We start from the raw sequence: 21,580 nt of genomic DNA on the forward strand, positions 1-21,580 counted from the left end.
GTATTCTATCGCAGCACGTGTAGTCTGATTTTAAGCCTGTCCTATAACCCAAAGCACTCAACCCTGCCCAACAAACAATAAGACGAACCAATGACCAAAAACTTCTCTCAAACAGCGGCTTTCATCTGGTCTGTCGCTGATCTATTGCGTGGTGACTTCAAGCAGTCTCAATACGGCCGCATCATCTTGCCATTTACGCTACTGCGCCGCCTAGAGTGCGTATTAGCAGACACCAAAGCTGCTGTGGTTGCCGAGAGTGAGCGTATCGCTGATAAGGGTTTGCCAGAGGAAGCACAAGAAAAGTTCATCATACGTGCCAGCAAGCATGCGTTTTATAATACCTCGCCCATGGATCTTAGCAAGATTGGGTCAGAGTGATATCAAGGATAACCTTAATACCTACGTGCAATCCTTTTCTAAAGACGCGCGTGAGATATTTGAGCACTTTAAGTTTGAAGAGTTTGTCGGGCAACTGGCCGATGCTAACTTACTCTATAAAGTGGTGCAGAAGTTCGCCACTACCGATCTTAGCCCTGACGCTATCTCTAACCATGAAATGGGCTTTGTGTTTGAAGAGCTAATCCGCCGTTTTGCTGAAAGCTCAAACGAGACCGCAGGGGAGCATTTCACGCCGCGCGATATCGTGCGCCTGACGACTTCACTGGTGTTTATGGAAGATGATGACGCATTGACCAAAGACGGCATTATTCGCACCATTTATGACCCAACGTCGGTACGGGCGGCTTCCTATCCTCTGGTATGGAATACGTGCTAGAGCTGAACCCTGATGCGGTCATGCGTACCTATGGGCAAGAGCTCAACCCTGAGTCTTATGCCATCTGTAAAGCCGATATGCTTATTAAAGGGCAAGAGGTGAATAACATTAAGCTGGGCAATACCTTGTCTAGTGATCAGCTGGTCGCTGAGAAGTTTGACTACATGCTGTCGAATCCACCGTTTGGGGTAGATTGGAAAAAGATATCAGGTGAGATCAAAGACGAGCACGAGCAAAAAGGATTTGACGGCCGATTTGGGGCTGGCTTGCCGCGTGTGTCTGATGGCTCGCTATTGTTCCTCATGCATCTGATTAGCAAGATGCGTCCGATCACTACTGATGACCAAGAAGCTAGTAATGGTCAATATAGCAATCAGGGCAGCCGTATCGGTATTATCTTAAATGGCTCGCCGCTATTCACAGGCGGCGCAGGCAGTGGCGAGAGTGAGATTCGTCGCTACATCTTAGAGGCCGACCTACTAGAGGCCATCATCGCCCTGCCTACTGATATGTTCTACAACACGGGTATCGCTACCTATGTATGGGTATTAAGCAATAAGAAAGCGCCTGAGCGTAAAGGTCACGTGCAATTGATCGATGGTAGCAATCTATACAGTAAGATGCGTAAATCACTGGGCTCTAAGCGTAATGAGATGAGTGAAGACGATATCAAAACCATCACCAAAAGCTTTGGTAACTTTGAAGTGGTTGATGCGCGTGTGCTAGATAAGCCTGAAGAGGTGAAGTCTAACCGTGGCCGTCAGTCTGCTAATCCTAAAGCTGAGCCTGCTAAGACCTTTGCCAGTAAGATATTTAAAACCCATGAGTTTGGCTATCGCCGTATCACCATTGAGCGTCCGCTACGTCTATCCGCTCAGCTATCTGACGATGCCATCGAAACCTTACGTTATGCCTCTAAACCGTTTGATATGGTCATGCCAGCGCTGTATGAGGCATTTGGTCGTAACTGGACGGCTGATAGCGACACCGATTCTGATACAAGCAACTATGGTGACTTATCAGCGGTCACCCTAGAAGCACGTGCGATGATTAAGGCGGACTTTAGCGAGCTAAAAGAAAAGCAAATCAAAGACGTGCTGGCGGCTAAGCTATGGCAAACGCAACTTACCCTAATGAATAAAGCCAAAGCCTTACAAGCGGCTATCGGTGAAAACCAGTTTGATGATTTCAATGAGTTTGAAAAAGTGCTCAAACAAGCGTTAAAAGAGGCTGATGTGAATCTTGATGCTAAAGAAAAGAAACAGCTGATGGATGCTATCACTTGGAAAAACCCTGAAGCAGAACCCGTCATCAAAAAAGCGGTCAAGGTTGAAAGTCCGCTCTATGGTGCGTTTAGTTATACCGATCCTTCCAGCAAGACCAAAATCGTTGAGTTCCAAACAGACAGCGATTTACGTGATTATGAAAACGTACCGCTTAACCCTGACGTGACGACCACTGAGCTGATCGAAAGTTACTTCGCCCGTGAAGTACAGCCGCATGTGCTTGATGCGTGGATCAATAGCGATAAGACAGATGCTATCGATGAAGAGATCGGCATTGTGGGCTTTGAGATACCGTTTAACCGTCATTTCTATGTGTATGAGCCGCCGCGCGCGCTTGCTGAGATTGATGCAGACTTGGATGCGGTCAGTAGCGAGATTATGCAGTTGTTGGGTGAGGTGCATTCGTAATGGCGAAGTATCAACAATATGAAGAGTATAAGGACTCTGGGGTTGAGTGGTTGGGTCAAGTTCCTAGCGAGTGGAGTGTTTCACCACTTAAGCTTTATCTAAATACACGAAAAGGAGTTGCTTTTAAGTCAGCTGATTTCACTGATATAGGTATAAGGGTAGTAAAAGCAAGTGATATTAAAGATAAGACTATTCGTCAGTCAGAAGTATTTTTGCCATCTTCTTTTTCCGAGATATATCCTAAATCTGTACTGAAGGAAGGAGAGATAATAATAAGTACTGTAGGAAGTACTCCAGATGTTAAAAATAGTGCCGTTGGGCAGATTGGTATATTGCCATTCGAGCTTGATGGTAGTCTGTTAAATCAAAATACGGTAGTGCTTTCACCTAAGAATAATGTCCTAAGTAATTTATTTCTATTCTATCTTATACAAACTGATGTTTATAGAGAGCATTTGGATTTAAACGCTCATGGTACAGCCAACCAAGCTAGTTTAAATATTTCGGATATACTGAATTTCACTTTTGCGCGTCCTACTATTCAAGATCAAGCTCAAATCGCCAACTTCCTCGACCACGAAACTGACCAAATCGATACCCTAATCGAAAAGCAGCAAACCCTTATCCAACTGTTAAAAGAAAAGCGCCAAGCCGTCATCAGCCATGCCGTGACTAAAGGCTTAAACCCTGACGCGCCGATGAAAGATTCTGGGGTGGAATGGTTAGGGGATGTGCCGGAGCATTGGGAAGTAACCAGAATAAAATATATTACCTCTATGTTTGAACAGGGTTGGAGTCCTCAATGTGATTCTCATCCAGCGACAAGTGATGAATATGGCGTTTTGAAAGTAGGCTGTGTTAACTATGGCAGTTTTCACTCAATTGAGAATAAAGCTTTGCCGCCTGAGTTGCAGCCAAGATTACAGTACTTGATAGAAAAGCGTGACTTATTGATTTCACGTGCAAACACGAAAGAACTTGTTGGAAGTGCGGCAGTAGTTAATCAAGACTACAACAATCTACTTCTATGCGATAAGTTATATCGTTTGCGATTCAATTCGAATATACAGCCTGAGCTCATAGCACTATACCTTTCTATTGAGCCTGTCAGAGAACAGATTGAGCTACAAGCTTCAGGGGCTAGCTCTTCTATGCAAAATATTAGCCAAGATGTTATTAAAGAGCTGCCATGCTTCTTATTACCAAATGAAGAAGCCTATGAGCTATTGAGTTATTTTAGTGAAAAAATGAAGGTTTTTGATAACCTAGTTTCAAAAGCACAAAAAGCCATCCAACTTATGCAAGAACGGCGTACCGCCTTAATATCTGCCGCTGTCACGGGCAAGATTGATGTAAGGGGTTGGGTTGCGTCTGATAGTAAGTGATAAAACGCTTTACAATATTAACAATAAAAATTAACATTTGTAAGCTTTTAACAACTCTACTAAATAATCATGGATTAACCGAAGGATTCTATTTATGAAAAAAACCATAGCGATACTCATGATGAGTGCCGTAAGTCTATCAGGTTGTGCAGTAATGAATGCGATAGATGCGTCTAATGAACGTTCGCAAAATAGAGCCTTAGATACTATTTATCCTACTCATGCAGAACGTGATGCCATACTCAAACGCGCCGCTACTGAGAGTGTCGTGGATAAAAACATCATCGGTAATACTTGGCTGCAAGTCAGTGTAGATGACAAAGGCAGAACGTACTTTGTCGATACTAGCGTTAGAAATACTAAAAATACGGCCACATCAGAGGTCAAAGTGCTCGATGTTGACCAAAGCTATAAAATTGCGACTTATCAGTTTTTTTGTTATCAAGGCTATGGACGTAAACTATTCGGTGACAGCTACACAGCCGACCATCAAAAGAAATTTCAGCTGATTGGTTTTGGTCCTGGTGAAGACTATGATAGAAGGCCTTATTCTTTTGAAGAACCTTATGCCAAAGCTCTTTGCGCCCTTGGCGGGTTTTCACGTGATGCGACTTAAGCCCTCGTATCGAGCATGTCATTTACTATAACTTTTATTATTAAACAGTCGGCAGGTGCATTCTATGCACCTTTAATTTAACGATATTCGATTGACGCTTGAAAATCACCCTATAGATTCAATGGCTATCAAAATAATTAAAGGGCATTAATTTATGAAAGCAATGACTGTAGCAGCTGTGCTGACCCTAATGGCAGTCACCACTAGCACCCAAGCTGAAGTCTATCAATGGCAAGATGATTTATGCGATATGAAAGGCGAGTTCAATAATAGAAAGTATAGCGCCAAGCAAATCGAGAACTCTCATTTCATGTTAAACAATTTGACTAGCGTACAGCTTAGTAGTTCTTCTCCTCTGTACCCTAGAGACATAGACCAAATATCAAAGTCAGACCTAGACAACTTAAATCAAGAGTATCAGGCACGCAAGCGTAAGGTTGAGCAATTAGAAGTCGTACCACAAGCGCAAACCTACAAGCGTGAGCTGTTAAAGTCCATCGATGGCGAATATGTCCTTAATAAATTAACCATTCTGGCTTATTTAGATCCCTTGCAAGCGATGAGGCTGAGTCCGCCGATGTGTAAGCAGTATCTTGCGCCCTTTTTCAAAGATGAAGCCGCTGTGCAGAATAAATGGCAGGAGTTCGTCGAAGAGCAAATTCAGGAGCAAACACTCTTTAGTAATGATGACGGTAAATATTCACGCAATTTGATTACAGAGCGTTATCAGCGACAACAAGCCAGCGACCCCGAAAACTATGCCAAAATAAACTTACTGACCTATGGCTTTAGTAATTGCGTGAATGATCAGATCTATCATGCTGACTCTGAAAAAGTCTTTAAAGACTCTCAAAAACTGAATGAAACGTTATTTGGTAAGAGCCTAAAGATGGTGTGTGAAGAGCCGTAGCGGTTGATTTAAGTGTGCAAAGATAGAGACTTTAGGTTTGACCATTATTAGTGATAATTGAAAGGTAATAAGTGAGTTTATGAGAAAGTTAATATTAATGTTATCAATATTTGGAATATGTGCATCCCAAATGAGTGGTGCGGCCGAAACTGCTTCTTCAAAATATAGTTCTAGTCATAATATCTATAGTACGAACAGTGGGGCTCATATATACAGCAACGAAGAAACTTCTAAAGCGATTGATAATTTAAGTGCTCATGCAAAGCAAAAAGACTATCAATTTGCCTTAAATAGCCGCGTATCTGATGAGAATAAATACTCTGACTCTAAGGATAGTTTGGCTGATATGAAAAAATGGGCAAACCAAGGCAATGTAGAATATCAAGCTAAGGTTGGCTGGATATATTACAAAGGTGAAGGCGTTCGTCAGGATCTAGTATTATCAAGAAAAATGTTCCAAAAAGCAGCGTATCAAGGAAGTATCCAAGGTCAAGGAATGCTTGGTTTTTTTTATGAAAAAGGCTTAGGTGGACTTCGCCAAAACCGAGCTACAGCAAAGGAATGGTATGGAAAAACTTGTGATGTGGGTTATCAATATGGCTGCAATCAATATAAACGATTAAATGAACGCGGTTATTAGTGGACAATTGTTTTATTTTTATGCTAGCATCGTCCAGCATGCTTTTATACCAAAGATGCTAGATGATATAGCAACTATACATAGTATTGGTTTTTTAAAAATAGACTGTATAAAAAGGTTAGATGATGTTTGGGTTTTTAAAATCTAAATCTGCCAAAATGGCAGGAAATGTTCAAAAACTTTTTCTTAAAGATAGTTATCATGAGGCTATTGAGTTGGCTGATAACTTATATTGTCAATACATTGATAGCGAAGATTCACAAGAGCGCGCCCATGCCAAAGCTGCTTTAACATGGAAAACAACAAGCCTTATTATGCTTGAAGAATATCAAAATCCTATATCAGTTTGTGAAAAAATTATTGATATTTATACTCATGGGAATCTTCCTGAAGATATTCATGATGGCTATAATAAAAAAATTATAAGAGCGGCATATACTGATAAAGCCAGAGCACTATATGGATTGAAAGAATACAATAAATCTTTAAAAATTATAGACTCGGTAGTGGATGAAGGGATTGATTGTACCGATGAATTGACAGAGGTTGCAGTACTTGAAGCATTATTATTAAAGTATGAGATTCTTCAAATGGATCCGAATCTTTCTAATAGATTGATAGTACTAAATAAAATATCTTTTCGTTTTCAGCTGAGTGATAACCCTAAAATTTTGGAGCAAGTTATTCCTGTCGTTAGAGACATGATGCTTATATTTATAACACTTAAGGATATTAAAAACCTACTCATTGTCCGTCGTATTCTTGAAAATATTAGTATCAGATCAAAATCTGAAGAGGTTCCAGCTTTTCTATCATACATAGATAAATTTGAAGAATCGTTTAAAGAATAGAAATAGCAGTTATCGGCTATATATAATATATGGAACATACAAAAGGTTTTGCCAGCGCTAGCTGTATATTGCTGATATTTTGTCTGCTATATTTATATACCGTTTAACAAAAGTAAAAATAAGAAAATGCCATGAGCCGCGACGTCACCTAAGAATCTGTACTCCAAACTGATGATGTCTGTTATACCGCGCAAGGCTAGCAGTTGAATCAGTTCTCAAAAGATATTTCACGCGCTACCAATATTAAATTTAGCGGATAGAAAGGCCTAATCTTATCAATCATGATGAGGTTAGGCCTTTTTTGCTTAATAACTAAGGATAGCTTTCTATGTATCTCGTCAATTGTGCGTTATTTTGATACTATTGCTAAAGCTAATTTTATATCAACTATAGTTAGGAAAATAATATTTTTCTAGCGCTTAATTGCTGATGTAATGATCTGAAGATTTCTTTAATTCGTGAAGGATGTTTTACATTCTAAAGAATATTTCTGCATCAATAAGGATAAATAATGTTTTGGTCTGCAAAATCTAAAGCTTTAAGAATGGCAAAAAAATTATTAAAACTAAATAGACTTTGTAAGCTTGAAGCTGCTATTGAAGTAGCTGATAAGCTGTATAGCCAATATATTAATAGTGAAGATCAACAAGAACGTAGTCATGCTAGACTTGCTCTAGTAGGAAAAACGCCAGGTTTGTTCTTGCTTGGTAGATATAGAGAAGTCATAGTACACGCTGACCACACTATCAAAGTTTTTACAGATAGCAAACTATCTGAAGATATAGAAGGAGAGGTTGTATCTGATTATTATATTAGAGAGCTCAACAGAAGTAAGATAAAAGCACTCCATGCTTTAGAAGAATATGATAAAGCACTCTTACTTATAGACTCAGTTTTAGATGACTTTATCACTCACACACATCATGGTACAGAGTATATAACCACTGAGATTCTATTATTAAAAGCCGATATTTTTAAAACAAAAAAATATAATATCAATGATAGGCTGGCTGTGTTTAATCAAATCATTGATCGCTATCGTAAAAGCAAAGACTTTAATGTTTTAGAAAATGTTCTGCATGCCCTTACTGAAATTCTGATTGTATGTGTTGAACTTGATGACCATGAAACGGCGCTTACTATTAGTCAAACAGCTAAAGAGCTTGATAGTAGAGCTGATGAGGTTAAAGTTCAAAGAATAATAACAGGTGTGGAACAGTTTGAAGTGTTATTGAATGAGGATAAAAAAGAATCAACGAGCTAAGTTGTAGCATTAAAATGATTATGTACACCTATAAACTCAAAAAATCGCCTTTTAAAGAAAAAGAATGAAAATATCAATCCTAAAACTAAAGTCTACCTTGAAGATAGTGCTATTCAGCATAGTACTTGCAAGCTTCTCGCCATTAGCGCAGGCAAGTAACTCGGCTGCAAGTCAGGTACTCATCGATGATGGCTCTATTGCCACTCAATATGAGATAGGTGCGATGTATGCCGCAGGTGAAAAGGTGCCTCAAGATTATGCCAAAGCTGCTGAATGGTTTCATAAGGCTGCCGACCAAGGGGATGCAGTGGCACAATGGAATCTAGGTGCTATGTATAATTCAGGTGTGGGAGTGAAGCAGAATAGTTTCAAAGCGTTTCAATGGTATAAAAAAGCGGCTAATCAAGGCGAGCTGATGTCACAGTACTTCTTGGGAGTTATGTACGAACATGGCCGAGGTACGGAGCGGGACTATGATAAGGCTTATGAGTGGTATCAAAAAACAGCCGTCCAAATAAAAGCAACCCTTCAAGATAACTTTGACTACTATTATGACAACGATACCGCAACCAGCTACGCTAATATTGCAGCGCTCAACTTATTAAAAAAATCAACCAGTCAAAACAATCTAGGGGTGATGTACTTAAAAGGTAATGGTGTGCCACAAGACTACGATAAAGAGTTTAAGCTGCTACAAAAATCAGCGATTCAAAATAACAGTTATGCTCAGCGTAATATGGGAATGCTTTATATGAGCGGTGATGGTGTTGATCAAGATCGCGAACAAGCCATGAAATGGTTTCATGAAGCATGCGGTAATGACGATCCTATGAGCTGTAATATTTATGAAGCTTTATTTTTGATGGATTATGAGGTTATAGCTTCCTTAGTGATGTCACTAGAGAATTAAAAGCCATTGTATATGAGATTGATGATTTTATAAGGAAGTTGCTATCACTTTACAAAGCCCCTATCCAGTTACAAAGCGCTATAAGCAGCTATTTTTGGCGCTGATTTACAGCCCTGTAGCTGCCTATATTTTCACTGCTTATACGACTTATCAGTCTTATGAAAAGCAGGATAAAGATTTAACAATTTCTGTAGCATTTTTTACGGGTATTGCTGGTGATATGTTTAGTGATATAAAGTTTATATTCTTGATATATGGGGTAATCCCCTTATTTTCGTTACTACCTATATTATATCTAGTGGTCCCTTACAAGGTTTTAAGCTCAGAGAGAGAAATCGTTGGAAAATATAGAACGCTGTTATTGACATTATCGCTATTGGCATTTTACTTATTCTCTAGGCAATTTGCATATTTTATAGCTATTTCATCTTGAGCTTAATTCTAGAATAATCTTTAAAAACAATAAACCTAAACGGACTCAACATGACCAACGCGCATAATGTCACTTACGAATCTGTATTCCAAGCCGATATTGTCACTCAGATGCACGCGCACGGCTGGCAAGTAGGTCATGCCAGCGGCTATACGGCAGAGACCGCGCTATATGAACAAGACGTGCTCGACTTTGTGCAGAAGACCCAGCTAAAGGAGTGGGAGAAGTTTTGCCGTACCTTTCCTATCGACTCTGATCGCCACTTTATCACTGCATTGGTTAAGCAGCTTAATAAAGCAGATGAGCACTCTACCGATCAATCCTCACGCACTTATGGCACACTTGGCGTATTGCGTCATGGTCTGAAGATTCGTAACGCGCGTTTTGACCTATGTCAGTTTAAGCCTGAGCACAGCCTTAACCCTGAGATCATGGCACGCTACGAGGCCAATATCTGCCGTGTGGTTCCTGAGGTGGTCTATAGCTCTCATACCAGTATAAAAGACAAGACAGACGGCAAGGTCGCTAAGCGTAACCGTATCGATGTGGTGCTGTTCGTCAATGGCTTGCCCGTCATAACGATGGAGCTAAAGTCGGAGTTTAAGCAAGCGGTACAAAATGCTATCACTCAGTATAAGCGCACCCGCCTGCCTAAAGACCCAGATACTAAAAAGCCTGAGCCGCTGCTGACGTTTAAGCGTGGCGCACTGGTTCACTTTGCTGTCAGTCAATATGAAGTCTATATGACGACTAAGCTGGCAGGAGACAGTACTTATTTCTTACCGTTTAACAAAGGCACCAGTGACGGCGGCGCAGGTAATGATACGCCTAAGGATCTCAGCCAATATGCCACTGACTATCTATGGAATGAAGTGCTCACGCCAGAGAACCTGCTTGCCATCCTCGGTCACTTCATGCACTTGCAGATCGATGAGGAAGAGGACGCTATTGGGCGAAAGTCCAAAAAAGAGACCATGATGTTCCCGCGCTACCATCAGTGGGATGTGGTGACCAAACTGGTCAATGCCGCCATTGATGAAGGCGCGGGTCAAAAGTACCTCATTCAGCATAGTGCAGGATCGGGCAAGTCTAACTCTATCGCATGGACTGCCCATCAGCTATCCACCTTATATAACAGTGACGGCGATAAGCAATTTCATTCAGTCATCGTTATCACCGACCGTACCGTGCTTGATGACCAGTTGCAGGACACTATCTATCAGTTTGAACATGCCGATGGCGTGGTCGGTAAGATCAATAGAAAAGAAGGTGACGGCTCAAAGTCTGAGCAGCTTGCCAGCGCATTGGTCAACTCACAGCCGATCATTATCGTGACCATTCAAACTTTCCCGTTTGTACTCAAAGCCATTGAAGACTCAAGTGTGCTCAAGTCGCGCCGTTATGCCATCATCGCCGATGAGGCGCATTCCTCACAAACAGGCTCTACCGCCCGCCAGCTCAAAGAAGTGTTGGTCTCAGGTGATATAGAGAACAGCAATACTGAGAATGATGCATCGCTATCGAGCGAAGACATATTGGAAGCCACACTTGCCGCCCGCCGTAGCAGTCCCAACCTCAGCTACTATGCCTTTACTGCTACCCCTAAGCCAAAAACCATTGAGCTGTTTGGACGCTTACCTAACCCTGACTTGCCAGCCTCTAAAGATAACCTGCCAGCCGCTTATCATGTCTATTCCATGCGTCAAGCCATTGAAGAAGGCTTTATCCTAGATGTGCTTAAAAACTACACCAACTACAAAGTGGTCTATCAGCTTAAGCAAAAGCTGGCCGCCGCTGATGATGAAGTCGATGCACGTCGCGCCAAGATTAAGCTCAATAACTGGGTGCGCTTGCATGAGCATAATATCGCGCAGAAGGTTAAGATCATTATTGAGCACTTTAATGACAATATTAAAGGCTTATTGGGCGGGCAAGCCAAAGCGATGGTAGTGACAGGTTCCCGTAAAGAAGCGGTACGCTACAAGCTAGCCTTTGATAACTATATTGCTGATTACGGTTATAGAAATATCAATGCCATGGTCGCCTTCTCAGGGGAAGTCACCTTTAACGATAATGACCCTGACAGCGGCGCATTACTTGGCGAGAAGTTCACTGAGCACAATATGAATATCGGGTTAAAAGGCCGCGATCTACGAAAAGCTTTTGACAGTGATGACTATCAAGTGATGTTGGTGGCTAACAAGTTCCAGACAGGCTTTGACCAGCCCAAGCTGTGCGCGATGTATGTTGATAAAAAACTGACGGGTGTGGATTGCGTACAGACCTTATCGCGACTTAACCGTACCTATAAAGGCAAGGCAGAAAGCGGCACGTTTGTACTCGACTTTTTTAATGATCCTGACGATATTCTTGAAGCCTTCCAGCCATACTATGAGACCGCAACCTTAGCGGATGTGTCTGACCCTGATCAGGTGTTTGACCTTTATGAGAAGCTGCGTGCATCTCAAATTTTCTTATGGCATGAGGTCGAGCAATTTGTTGAGGCCTTCTATAGTAAGAACAAGTCTAACGCGGCCATTAGCAATATCTGCAAGCCAGCAGTTGAGCGTTGGCAGAAGAAATACAAGCTGGCACGTGAGCAAGCACAGCACGCCAAAGTGATGCTTGAGCGTACCAAAGCAACGGGCGATGTGGTACTGATGACCAATGCTGAGAATGACTACAAAGGTTTTAAGGCCGATCAAGATGCGCTAGAAATATTCAAAAAGGATTTAGGGACATTTACCCGCCAGTATGAGTTTATGTCACAAATCGTGGACTATGATGACAAAGAGTTAGAGAAACTGAGCCTATATGCGCGTAACTTACAGCCGCTACTACGTGAAAGCGTGGACAGTGAAGATGACGTTGATCTAAGTAACATCGTCATGAGTCATTATCGCGTCTCAAAGCTGCATCAGCAGGACTTAAAGCTACAAGAGGGCAAGTCTGAGTATCAATTAGATGGTGGCAGTGGAGCGGGTACAGCAACACCCAAAGATAAACAAGAGGCGCTATTGTCTCAGATTATTGATAGATTAAACGAGGTTTTTGCTGGTGAGGACTTTACCGATAAGGACAAAGTGAACTTTATGAATACCATTTGGGATAAGGTCACGGAGAACGAGATTGTGGTCAAGCAGTTCACCAATAACAGTGTTGATCAGATTATGCTGGGTGGTTATCCCAATGCTGCCGAGGACGCTATGTTTGATGCCAAAGGTACGTTTGAAGACATGACCATGCATCTACTGTCTAACCCGAATCAGTTTAAGCAATTCATTCGATTGATGCTTGATACGAAGTTGGGTGCTGAGGCAGCGATGTAATATCTCAGATTCTTTTTAAGAAGCGTTCTCTCGCTATAATCGTACCAAGGTGGTTCCATTTTTCCAGCTTTTTTTTGGTTCCAAAATTATTTCTGGTTCTGAGCTGAATCATTTTCCATGACTGGGCTAAGAGTGGTTTTTTATGTTGGAACCAAAGAGAAAACAGGCGTGTTTTGGTTCCAGATTTCCACAATTTGACTGTTTTGGTTCCAATATTTTGTAGCGAATAATGTCACTTCACAGCAAGATTAATAGTACGGACATGCTGGCTAGTTGGCGTAATATCGACATAATTATCAAATGAAACTGCTTCCATTTCTATGATTTTTTTTGCTTCCACAAGATTTTTTGCTTCCAAGCCAAACTGCCCTATATGATTGGTCTAAGCGTGGTTTTTTTATGTTGGAAGCAGTTTATTTTAGGGTCTTTTTGCTTCCACTTTTTTATGTTTATGCTATTTTTGCTTCCAATATTTTTCACTAATACCATGAGAGTACAAACAGTAAAAAAGGCAGACGATAAACGCCTACCTTTGATTATTTTTGCTGTGACCTAGTTTTTTGTATGGGACAGACGGGACAAGCGGGACAGCCCCCATAGTCATTAGCTTTCAGTCGTCCCGTTTATGTTTTTCACTACGGGACAGAACGGGACGGGATTGTTACAATATGACACCCTGTCCCGTTTGTCCCGTTTCCGTTTTTGCTTTCGGGACAGCTCTACCCCTTACTGTGTAATGGCTGTTCCGTCTGTCCCGCTTGTCCCATCGGTTTTTAAGGTTCACAACAAAGTATGTTAGCAGTAACCGCGTAAACAGACGGGCGAACCTTGCCACTAAATAGAGTATTAGGGGTTTTATAAATTTTACGGTCACCCTGATTTGAAAGTAACAAGCCTGCTTCATCTAACACCTGCAATACTTTTCTTTTACTAAATGGCGCACATACGCTGTTGAAAGTTTCTTTAGAAAAATAATAGTCCCCTGTGTCCTCGTTGCGATAGCCCACACGGTTGGGTGTTCTTTCCTCAAAGTTGGGGCGGGTGCCGGTGGTCTGGAAACAAGCCTGAAAGCGACTTGACCCATGCTGTTCAATAAACGCCTTGATATGGTCTATGATTTGGCGCTGCTCATACTCACCGTCACGCCCATAGTTATCAAGCCAATTATCCAAGCACGTCATAACGGCTGTGGTTGCTTGTCCTACTTGCCAGCCTGTGATGTCTGCCTGAGTTGCCATCTCGCCAGCGGCAGCCACAATAGCGAATCGTTTAGCCACTCTATGCGCTTGTGGAGCAAGGTCGCTATACTTACTCACAAAGTCTGTTACAAGCTGCTTAGCGGTGGCTGTGGTCGCTGCCTTATCAGTGGTGATATGTTCAAGCCATGCTATGCCAGCTGTTCCATAGTAGCTATGTGATAGCTCGTTGATCTTATCGGCTTGGGCTGCGCCTGTGGGTGCCAATACCAAACTATCAAACGTCTTTAAGCCTTTACCAGCATCAGCATCGATATGAGCCACTCGAACCTCAATACCTGCATTAGTCTTTTGTCCTGCTTGCGCCATGATGTTTTGCAGCGACTCCTCACCATTGGATAAAAAGATAATGCGCCATTCTTTGGCTATGCGGTTGTGTCCTGTAGTCGTGCTACGTCCTTTACCTTGACCATTACCTAGCATATAAACGGCTTTGCCTACTATTTTGGGGGCACATTCGCTCATCTCATCGAGAGGCAAGAAGCTGTCGTTATGCTCGCTGGCTGTGCCCTCAAGTGCGTTATCAGTGCTGCGCCATGTCTTAACATACTTATCAGGATTACCCCATACACTAGCAGCCAACTTAAGCGACAATGACTTGCCCATGCTTGATGAGCCTAAAAGGTGAAAACCACCCCCGTCAGATTCTAATAGCGCGAGTAATTGACCTGCAAAAGCGCAAGCAATAGAGAAAACAAAACGGCTTTGCTCTGCTAGTGGTCTGCATAACTCATCACGCCATTGAGCTAATGTCCCTTGCTGGGCTAGGGTGCTGTTAATGCTATTTGCAGACTGATAGACAATAAGTTCTTTACCATCACCACCGATAGCGCCATTAGGTAAGATATATTGCTCACCATCCCAGCCTAGTCTATCGACACACCGCGCGCGTTTGTAGATTGGATAATCTTGTAAGTAAGCGTCTAAGTAGCTGCGCTGTTTGGGGTTGGTAGTAATGTTCAAGCCTTGACTGGCTAATTCTTTGCGGTATTCACGGGCATCACCTTGCAATAAAGATAACGGCATTGCCCATTTATGCAGCTCGTTATCATCATCAGGCCACTGTAATAACCGCCCCCATGTACCGCTGCTTATGTCCCGTGTCTTAGCGATAATCTCAATGGGTGAACAAACAAACGCCTTAAACTTAAAGGTTATATTTGCTGGGTCGTCATCGTTATACTTCACGAAAAACAGCCCATCGTGGTAGAGCTCAAAACGCCCATCACTGTAGGTCATCGGTTCATTCAGCTGGGGATCATCGCGCCATTCAGGATAATAGGCAGTGTCTTGTAAGTTGATTAGCTGGGTGTCATCGGCTGCCAGTATTGCTTCATAGCTGTCAGCTTGCAGCATAGTGACGATATGAGCCACAGTAACCAATGCCCTAGCATTCACGCCTGCCAGTAGAGTTATCATCCCTTTGTTATCTATGGTCATCGGTATGGTGACCTGTGATCCGCTGCTCCAATGCTGCACCATCTTTTTAAGGCATTGCTTTGTTTTATGAGGGCTAATGATGATCGTTTTATCACTAGCCATTAGGTGCATATAAATATCAATACCATCATCTAGGTTATCAAGTGCTATCACCTCATTGGCTGTGTTTGGCTCACCAATGACGATAGCGCCATACCCTGTAGGATCAATAACAATAGGCTTTGCTTTGCTGTTTGGTGTGTAGAATACTGCGCCTACTGTATTACCTTGTTTGTCGGTGATTGCTAGTGCTATCGTGCCAGCTGTCGCTTCGGTTTTGCCAATTTGTTCACCATGATATATAGTGGTGTTGTCTGTAGAAAATAGCAGCCGTTCAGGTTCTATCATGCTGTATAGCTTGGTTAGAAATGGACAGTTTGCTAGCTGTCCTTCTGTAGGTGGCTTGCAACCTTGTAATAGAGTATGAGCGCCTATGTTGTCAGCATGGGCTTTTTTATTTTCTATCGTTTGTGGTGTAGTGGTCATCTTTTACCCCTTTCTGGCAACTGGTTCGGCTTGCGTGTAGCTTGATATTTCTTGTAGTAGCTCTTACGCTTGGCATACTTGCGGCTTTGCTTTGGTGGATAGCTTCTCACTGTGCTACCTCCTTGCCGTAACGAGTCAGTGCTAAGATTTGATTGGTTTTCTCTAATCTTGCATTTAATAGATTTATCCATGTATTGACAGAGTCATTTGTTAAACGTGACATGGTTACAACGGTATGTGGTGGTATCTTGGCGTAGTGAACAAGTGCTAGCAGATGCCCAATATCATTCAATACAGTGACCACGCCTTCGATATCACAGGCAATATCTGATAGATCGTGTGCTGATATCACAACGACCTCTGTGTCGTTGTCGGTAGTTGTATCGATTATTTCACGCTGGCTATTTTGACCGATAGACAAGGTATTATCAGGTAAGTTGCTGAGAGCTTCTAGCTTATTTTTATAGTCATTGCTACTCATGGTTTGACTCCTCCACTGCAGGTCGTGAGATAAGCTGTACTATGATCTCCGCGCTTAAATCGCTGGCGTGTTCGCTGATAATGAATAAGGCAGATCTTATAGCTACTATTACAGCCTTTGACTCTGGATCATCCACTTTAATGAGATTCAGTGTATCGGCTAGCCTGTCACAATCGTTGGAATAGTCTTGAATGTGGTCGTTTGCTACTGACAGCATTTGACCATGGCGTGTGAGGAGGTGGGATTCTAATACTTTAAGAGATTGACTCATACTGTCACCTCGTCATTACTAATCGCGGCGTGAGAATCTATCCAGCCGTTAATATCAGATAAAAGCCATAGGCTAGCACGGCCAATTTTAATGGGTGCTGGAAATTGATTTTGACTGATTAAGTGGTAGATATGTTTAGCAGAGAAACCGACGATACCGCGTGTCGCGTTTTTAGCAGACACAGTTCGCTGTTGTCCTGATTGAGTCGTATAGGTCTTCGCAATGCGTTCCGATTGGTTAGCAAGGTCTGCCATTCTTAGATATTGATCGGTGAGTTTCATAATATTTACCTCATAGCGGTTAAGGGAATGGGCGGTAATGCCCTGCTATGAAGTGAATGTTAAAGGGTGGGATATGGTGGCGGGCAATGGTGCCTAGTTAAGGCAGTGGTATCTGGTCAAGGTGCTATCTTGTTTAATCTTGACTTAATTTATCAGTATGAATAATATTAATACTTCTCAATGCTTGAATAAGCGCTGGTGCTCGAGCCTTTGGCTCTAAAGGCGTTAGAAGAGTTCTGATCCTATCTTTCAAGTTACCGTCTCTTAATTTCAAGCTGTTAGTTATCTTATTGAATTTCCCAGTATTGAACTGTGTAATGTGTTCGATATCGTGAACCTGATAGTATTCTTTCCATATACCCATCGCTAAATGTAGTTCGGGAGGATATTGGTTTTTATTCATTGCTTGCCAGTCATACAAGTGTTTATCAGTTGGTATGGCTGTTTGCTCATTTAACTGGTCATTAAGCTTATTTATATCTTGCTCTTGTTGTTTGATTTTAGTGTTGGAGGCTGCCAACTCTTTGATAAGTTCGTCATTGGTCTTAGGTTCACTATGCGCTACCGTTGGGTGGCCAGATGTTCCTATATCTATTGATAGCATTGATTTGCTCAACTCATTAGGTAAGCTTAAAATATCATTGCTTAAATCAAGGAGCTTTATATATTCAATATTAAGAATATCTTTCTTATAAAAGTAGGAAATTATAAATTCATCATCTGTTTTTAATTCATTAATCCTGTATAACCTATAGTCATCAGTATAGTCTTGTTTAATTATTAAATCTGATAAATGGAACTCGTTGTAATAACCACTAATATCATTTTTACAATATATTCTTATATCGTATTGAACATTGCTACAATATCTACCTAGATAACCGATGACTTCATTGAGCGTATTACCAGTATGATTAGCTATTAAATCAATAAAATCACTAACGCTAATATAATTATCATCTTCAGCTTCTATGATTTTTTTTAGATCCACAATTGCACCCACACACCCTCAAAATAAAATAGGAGAAAGGCACTGACAGCTTAAAGGTGCGGTGACTGTCGTTCAGATATTAATCCTAGCCTTACATTTGTAATGACAGCGCATAACGCTATCAATTTTTATATGTCAGAGTAATACTGAGAATGTAATATTAGGTTATTTGGCTGGCGAGCTGAGCCAATAAATCAGGCGATATACCTTGAGCTTGCAAGCTTTTTATTAACGTTTCTTTATCATGTAACTCTATATCCGTGGCTTGTACCCTGCGACTGCTTATCTCGCTCGATACCTCACTAGGCGTTAAAAGGTCAAAGCTAACCGCTTTTCCAGCTCGCAAGTCGTCTAAGTGGTCTGCCCAACGGTTCATCATAATTTGACGTTCTGCTAAGTGGGCTGAGAGGTCGTATCGTTTTTTAACACTGGATTGTTCAAGGTGGGCTAACTGGACTTCAATAATGTTTTCTGGAAACTGCAGCTCATACAATCCTGTGCTCGCAAGCTGTCTAAATCCGTGTCCCGTCATTTTAGGGTAGGGATCACCTGTGTAGCCCATGCGCTTTAGTGCTTGATTAAACCATACTTCGCTATATGGATTACTGCGCTCAAAGTTGTAGAAAACATATCCTGTCCGCTCAGTTAAGGGACGCATACGCTCGATGATAGCCATAGCTTGTGGTGATAGGGGGATAATGTGATCCTGACGCATCTTCATCTTGTGCGCTGGCACTCGCCAAACGCTTTTATGATAATCAATCTCTGACCATTCAAAAAACCTCAACTCTTTTGTTCTAACAAAACACAGCGTCATTAATTGCATGCCAGCGACGGTCTGTTCATGAGCATTTGGATTATCTACACTGTATTGATCAATATTACGTAGTAGCTCAGGGAATTGGTGTTGCTCCACTGCTTTCATGCGCTCAGCCTTATGAGGTCTTAGCGCTCTACTGCGTCCATGAGCAATATTAATAAGATCATAACCTAGCGTGTTGATAGCATACTCAAAAACCGAACTGATAAACGCCACGCACTTGTGTGTTGTGTCAGTCGTCCACTTACCTTGCTTTTCAAAATACGTCTGAATCGCTAATCTAGTTTTAATAACATCCTGAGCAGTAATAGCATTTATAGGATAGTCACCTATATGTGGTGAGACATGCTTGTCTAAATAGGTATGCAGCTTTTGAATATTCTTGGGCGTGGTTTCTGACTTTTCATTGATATAACTGTTAGCAATAATTTTAAATAAATCTTTCTGCTCAAAGTTATTTTTATGATGGTTTTTTTGGTCGGTAGGATCAATACCGTCGTCAAGTGATGATTTAGCTTTATCACGTGCTAATCGTGCTTGTTTTAATGATACTTCTGGTTTAAAGGAGGAGTCGATGTCTAGCTTGGCTGGTTTGTAAATACCTATCTGATAGGTTTTTTGCTTAGGTTTGAGATCTTTATTAGATTGATAGCGATAAGCCATTTGCCAAAATAGGGAGCCATTTGGATGTTGTATTAGATATAGATTATTGCCATCGCCGTGGCGTGTAATTTTACTAGGTGGTGATTGTTTGGCAATAGATTTTACGCCAGCATCCGTCAACTGGTAGTCTTTTCTCTTTGTCATGACTTGGCCTTAAAGGCGTGGAGAGGTTTTAACAACAAAACCTAAGAGAATTTAACAACAAATAACGCTCTTGTTGAATATTTAACAACATATTTAACAACAGTGTAGTGGTGCTGCTAGGTAATGACAAGTGATGCAGGAAGACGTAATGTAAGTAAAATCGGGGGCTGTAGCGGATTGGGGTAATGCGAGGTTATGTCTAAATACAATAATTGGTGCGCCCACCAAGACTCGAACTCGGATCGATCGCTTAGGAGGCAACTGCTCTATCCTGTTGAGCTATAGGCGCATTATGGAGTGACATTGTAGGAAAAAGCAGTCATAAAAGCAATCAACAAAATATAAATATAGATAATTTATTATTACTCGCCATTGCTAAGGGCATCAGCGACATTGGTTGATCCAGTTTCTGATACCTGTTGTGTACGTGATGTTGGATTAAATAGATCATTGACGCTGTTTTTATAGCCTTCAATATTATAATAATCGTATTCTTTTAAGATATCTTGTCCTGTGCTTGAAAGTAAAAAGTTGCGGAACGTAATAGCAGCCGTGTTATCTGTCAAAATAACCCCTTCAAGCGTTTGCTCATCTTTTAACGCATAACTAAAAGAATTCAGAGTACGTGCTTCTATATTGATATTACCATCAGTATCTTCCTCATCTTCATGACTAAATAGATTTTCTTTACTGGTCTCATCTGCATTGTTGGTAAGGATGTTACTTTGCTTGATTTTATCTTGAGCAGCTTTAAGCTCTGCTTGTAACGGTGCGAGTCTTTCTGTCGATAATCTATCATTAGCGATAATCATATCGACATCAAATACAAATTTTGACGGCTTGCTAGTATCATTATCTACTAAAGTTAGGATGTCACTTGCAGAGACGTAGTTTGCCACGACCTGTATGTGGGAATATCGAGACTCGAATCTAGCAATGATATCGTCTAGAGGTATCTGTAGACTTTTTTCCGCTTGCAAGTATACAGCACTATCATTCAGTGACTTTGCATCATCTTGAGTAGTGGTAGCTGTCGATTCATTTTTGTTTGCCATGATTGGCAAAGGATCTGTATTTTTACGGTTACTGGTATACAACCAAGCAAATATTGCAATGAAGATGACGAGTAGTAGTAAAATCAGCCCAGCTAGCAGCAGTTTGTAGTCTTTCATGTATGACTGCTCTTTTTTTAATTATTTTACGGGATTAAATAAAAAATTGTGATGGATTTATAATATATTTTAGATCTTTTGGTGCAACACCTCATCTGCTAAATCTGCGAGCATGTCTGCGAAAACATCTGTTTCTAAAGGTAGCGTTGTTTTTTGCTCGTTATTGTCACTACTTAGCTGACTTTCTGTATTTGATGGCACAGGAGGGGAGTTTGAAGGCAAAGCAGGTTGATTGTCAGTTGTTCTCGCGGGTGTTGTTTGGTGCGCAGCCAAAGGCGACTCACCTGAGGTAAGTTTTTCTGTCAGCCATTTAAATCCATGTGCTTCCCACCATGCTTCAAAGCGTGGTAACGTGCTCCCGCGCACAGCGACTGGCAAGTTTAATGTGCGAAGCTTTTGTGCCAGTATAGGATCGCTAATGGCTTGATGGATACTGAGATAGAGCGATTTGCTATCATCAGTATAAGGTTGTCTGTTTTGCCATGATCTGTCATCGATTTTCATACGTGGCAATTGCCACAGTTCACCGCGATAGTAAACGACGTACAAACGTCGCTTAGGGTGAACAAAAATGGCATCAATAGGACGCAAGGGCATAATATTTCGTTATCCCGCTGATAAAAAAGGTTGAGGGTACATAAACTATAACAGCTATTTTAACAAAAACGACGATAGTCTTTTTTGATCTGCACAATTGGACGGAAAACGACACTAAATGTCGTGAACAAT

Annotated in this window: 15 protein-coding genes, 1 tRNA gene and 1 pseudogene; 9 read left to right on the forward strand and 8 right to left on the reverse strand. The window is 41.4% G+C overall.

Annotated features, from left to right (window positions below; translation table 11 throughout):
- Positions 1 to 90: 90 nt before the first annotated feature.
- The 9 genes and pseudogenes from I6E84_RS07225 (at position 91) to I6E84_RS07265 (ending at position 12,807) form a co-directional block, all read left to right on the forward strand.
- Positions 91 to 2,469, forward strand: a pseudogene (locus tag I6E84_RS07225) (type I restriction-modification system subunit M).
- Positions 2,469 to 3,854: a restriction endonuclease subunit S gene (locus I6E84_RS07230; protein ID WP_197217154.1), complete on the forward strand. Its 1,386-nt coding sequence runs from the start codon at positions 2,469 to 2,471 to the stop codon at positions 3,852 to 3,854. Before I6E84_RS07225 ends, I6E84_RS07230 begins: the two are co-directional and overlap by 1 nt.
- A 94-nt stretch (positions 3,855 to 3,948) precedes the next feature.
- Positions 3,949 to 4,470 (forward strand): hypothetical protein, encoded by a 522-nt coding sequence (locus I6E84_RS07235; protein WP_197217155.1) that lies wholly within the window; start codon positions 3,949 to 3,951, stop codon positions 4,468 to 4,470.
- A gap of 154 nt (positions 4,471 to 4,624) precedes the next feature.
- Positions 4,625 to 5,380 carry a hypothetical protein gene (locus I6E84_RS07240; RefSeq protein ID WP_197217156.1) on the forward strand — a complete coding sequence of 252 codons (756 nt, stop codon included), beginning with the start codon at positions 4,625 to 4,627 and terminating at the stop codon, positions 5,378 to 5,380.
- 79 nt (positions 5,381 to 5,459) lie between these two features.
- The gene (locus I6E84_RS07245) at positions 5,460 to 6,020 is read left to right on the forward strand and encodes a tetratricopeptide repeat protein (RefSeq protein ID WP_197217157.1); all 561 of its coding nucleotides are present in this window, start codon (positions 5,460 to 5,462) and stop codon (positions 6,018 to 6,020) included.
- A gap of 125 nt (positions 6,021 to 6,145) precedes the next feature.
- Positions 6,146 to 6,871, forward strand: a complete 726-nt coding sequence (locus I6E84_RS07250; RefSeq protein ID WP_197217158.1) for a hypothetical protein — start codon at positions 6,146 to 6,148, stop codon at positions 6,869 to 6,871.
- A gap of 511 nt (positions 6,872 to 7,382) precedes the next feature.
- Positions 7,383 to 8,135 (forward strand): hypothetical protein, encoded by a 753-nt coding sequence (locus I6E84_RS07255; protein ID WP_197217159.1) that lies wholly within the window; start codon positions 7,383 to 7,385, stop codon positions 8,133 to 8,135.
- A 64-nt stretch (positions 8,136 to 8,199) separates the two neighbouring features.
- A complete protein-coding gene (locus I6E84_RS07260; RefSeq protein ID WP_197217161.1) occupies positions 8,200 to 9,045 on the forward strand; it encodes a tetratricopeptide repeat protein in 846 nt (281 codons plus the stop codon).
- A 483-nt stretch (positions 9,046 to 9,528) separates the two neighbouring features.
- Positions 9,529 to 12,807 (forward strand): type I restriction endonuclease subunit R, encoded by a 3,279-nt coding sequence (locus I6E84_RS07265; protein ID WP_197217163.1) that lies wholly within the window; start codon positions 9,529 to 9,531, stop codon positions 12,805 to 12,807.
- 773 nt (positions 12,808 to 13,580) lie between these two features.
- On the opposite strand, the gene I6E84_RS07270 is transcribed toward I6E84_RS07265, so the two are convergent.
- The 8 genes from I6E84_RS07270 to I6E84_RS07305 form a co-directional block, all read right to left on the reverse strand.
- Positions 13,581 to 16,028, reverse strand: a complete 2,448-nt coding sequence (locus I6E84_RS07270; protein WP_197217165.1) for a DUF927 domain-containing protein — start codon at positions 16,026 to 16,028, stop codon at positions 13,581 to 13,583.
- Between the two features lie 106 nt (positions 16,029 to 16,134).
- On the reverse strand, positions 16,135 to 16,509 hold the full coding sequence (locus I6E84_RS07275; RefSeq protein WP_197217166.1) for a hypothetical protein: 375 nt from the start codon (positions 16,507 to 16,509) through the stop codon (positions 16,135 to 16,137).
- Between the two features lie 267 nt (positions 16,510 to 16,776).
- A complete protein-coding gene (locus I6E84_RS07280) occupies positions 16,777 to 17,061 on the reverse strand; it encodes a helix-turn-helix transcriptional regulator (RefSeq protein WP_197217168.1) in 285 nt (94 codons plus the stop codon).
- 133 nt (positions 17,062 to 17,194) lie between these two features.
- Positions 17,195 to 18,064: a hypothetical protein gene (locus I6E84_RS07285; protein WP_197217169.1), complete on the reverse strand. Its 870-nt coding sequence runs from the start codon at positions 18,062 to 18,064 to the stop codon at positions 17,195 to 17,197.
- Positions 18,065 to 18,212: 148 nt separating this feature from the next.
- Positions 18,213 to 19,679, reverse strand: a complete 1,467-nt coding sequence (locus I6E84_RS07290) for a tyrosine-type recombinase/integrase (RefSeq protein ID WP_197217170.1) — start codon at positions 19,677 to 19,679, stop codon at positions 18,213 to 18,215.
- A gap of 213 nt (positions 19,680 to 19,892) precedes the next feature.
- A tRNA-Arg gene (locus tag I6E84_RS07295) sits at positions 19,893 to 19,968 on the reverse strand.
- Between the two features lie 73 nt (positions 19,969 to 20,041).
- Positions 20,042 to 20,851: a hypothetical protein gene (locus tag I6E84_RS07300; protein WP_197217171.1), complete on the reverse strand. Its 810-nt coding sequence runs from the start codon at positions 20,849 to 20,851 to the stop codon at positions 20,042 to 20,044.
- 69 nt (positions 20,852 to 20,920) lie between these two features.
- On the reverse strand, positions 20,921 to 21,448 hold the full coding sequence (locus tag I6E84_RS07305; protein ID WP_197217172.1) for a hypothetical protein: 528 nt from the start codon (positions 21,446 to 21,448) through the stop codon (positions 20,921 to 20,923).
- Positions 21,449 to 21,580 lie beyond the last annotated feature (132 nt).

This window comes from Psychrobacter sp. SCQQ22, from assembly GCF_015864605.1.
GTDB classification, from domain to species: Bacteria; Pseudomonadota; Gammaproteobacteria; order Pseudomonadales; family Moraxellaceae; genus Psychrobacter; species Psychrobacter fozii.

Coding starts and splice junctions, on each gene's coding strand:
- I6E84_RS07230 (WP_197217154.1), top strand. CDS start 2,469: ATGGCGAAGTATCAACAATATGAAGAGTATAAGGACTCTGGGGTTGAG.
- I6E84_RS07235 (WP_197217155.1), top strand. CDS start 3,949: ATGAAAAAAACCATAGCGATACTCATGATGAGTGCCGTAAGTCTATCA.
- I6E84_RS07240 (WP_197217156.1), top strand. CDS start 4,625: ATGAAAGCAATGACTGTAGCAGCTGTGCTGACCCTAATGGCAGTCACC.
- I6E84_RS07245 (WP_197217157.1), top strand. CDS start 5,460: ATGAGAAAGTTAATATTAATGTTATCAATATTTGGAATATGTGCATCC.
- I6E84_RS07250 (WP_197217158.1), top strand. CDS start 6,146: ATGTTTGGGTTTTTAAAATCTAAATCTGCCAAAATGGCAGGAAATGTT.
- I6E84_RS07255 (WP_197217159.1), top strand. CDS start 7,383: ATGTTTTGGTCTGCAAAATCTAAAGCTTTAAGAATGGCAAAAAAATTA.
- I6E84_RS07260 (WP_197217161.1), top strand. CDS start 8,200: ATGAAAATATCAATCCTAAAACTAAAGTCTACCTTGAAGATAGTGCTA.
- I6E84_RS07265 (WP_197217163.1), top strand. CDS start 9,529: ATGACCAACGCGCATAATGTCACTTACGAATCTGTATTCCAAGCCGAT.
- I6E84_RS07270 (WP_197217165.1), bottom strand. CDS start 16,028: ATGACCACTACACCACAAACGATAGAAAATAAAAAAGCCCATGCTGAC.
- I6E84_RS07275 (WP_197217166.1), bottom strand. CDS start 16,509: ATGAGTAGCAATGACTATAAAAATAAGCTAGAAGCTCTCAGCAACTTA.
- I6E84_RS07280 (WP_197217168.1), bottom strand. CDS start 17,061: ATGAAACTCACCGATCAATATCTAAGAATGGCAGACCTTGCTAACCAA.
- I6E84_RS07290 (WP_197217170.1), bottom strand. CDS start 19,679: ATGACAAAGAGAAAAGACTACCAGTTGACGGATGCTGGCGTAAAATCT.
- I6E84_RS07300 (WP_197217171.1), bottom strand. CDS start 20,851: ATGAAAGACTACAAACTGCTGCTAGCTGGGCTGATTTTACTACTACTC.
- I6E84_RS07305 (WP_197217172.1), bottom strand. CDS start 21,448: ATGCCCTTGCGTCCTATTGATGCCATTTTTGTTCACCCTAAGCGACGT.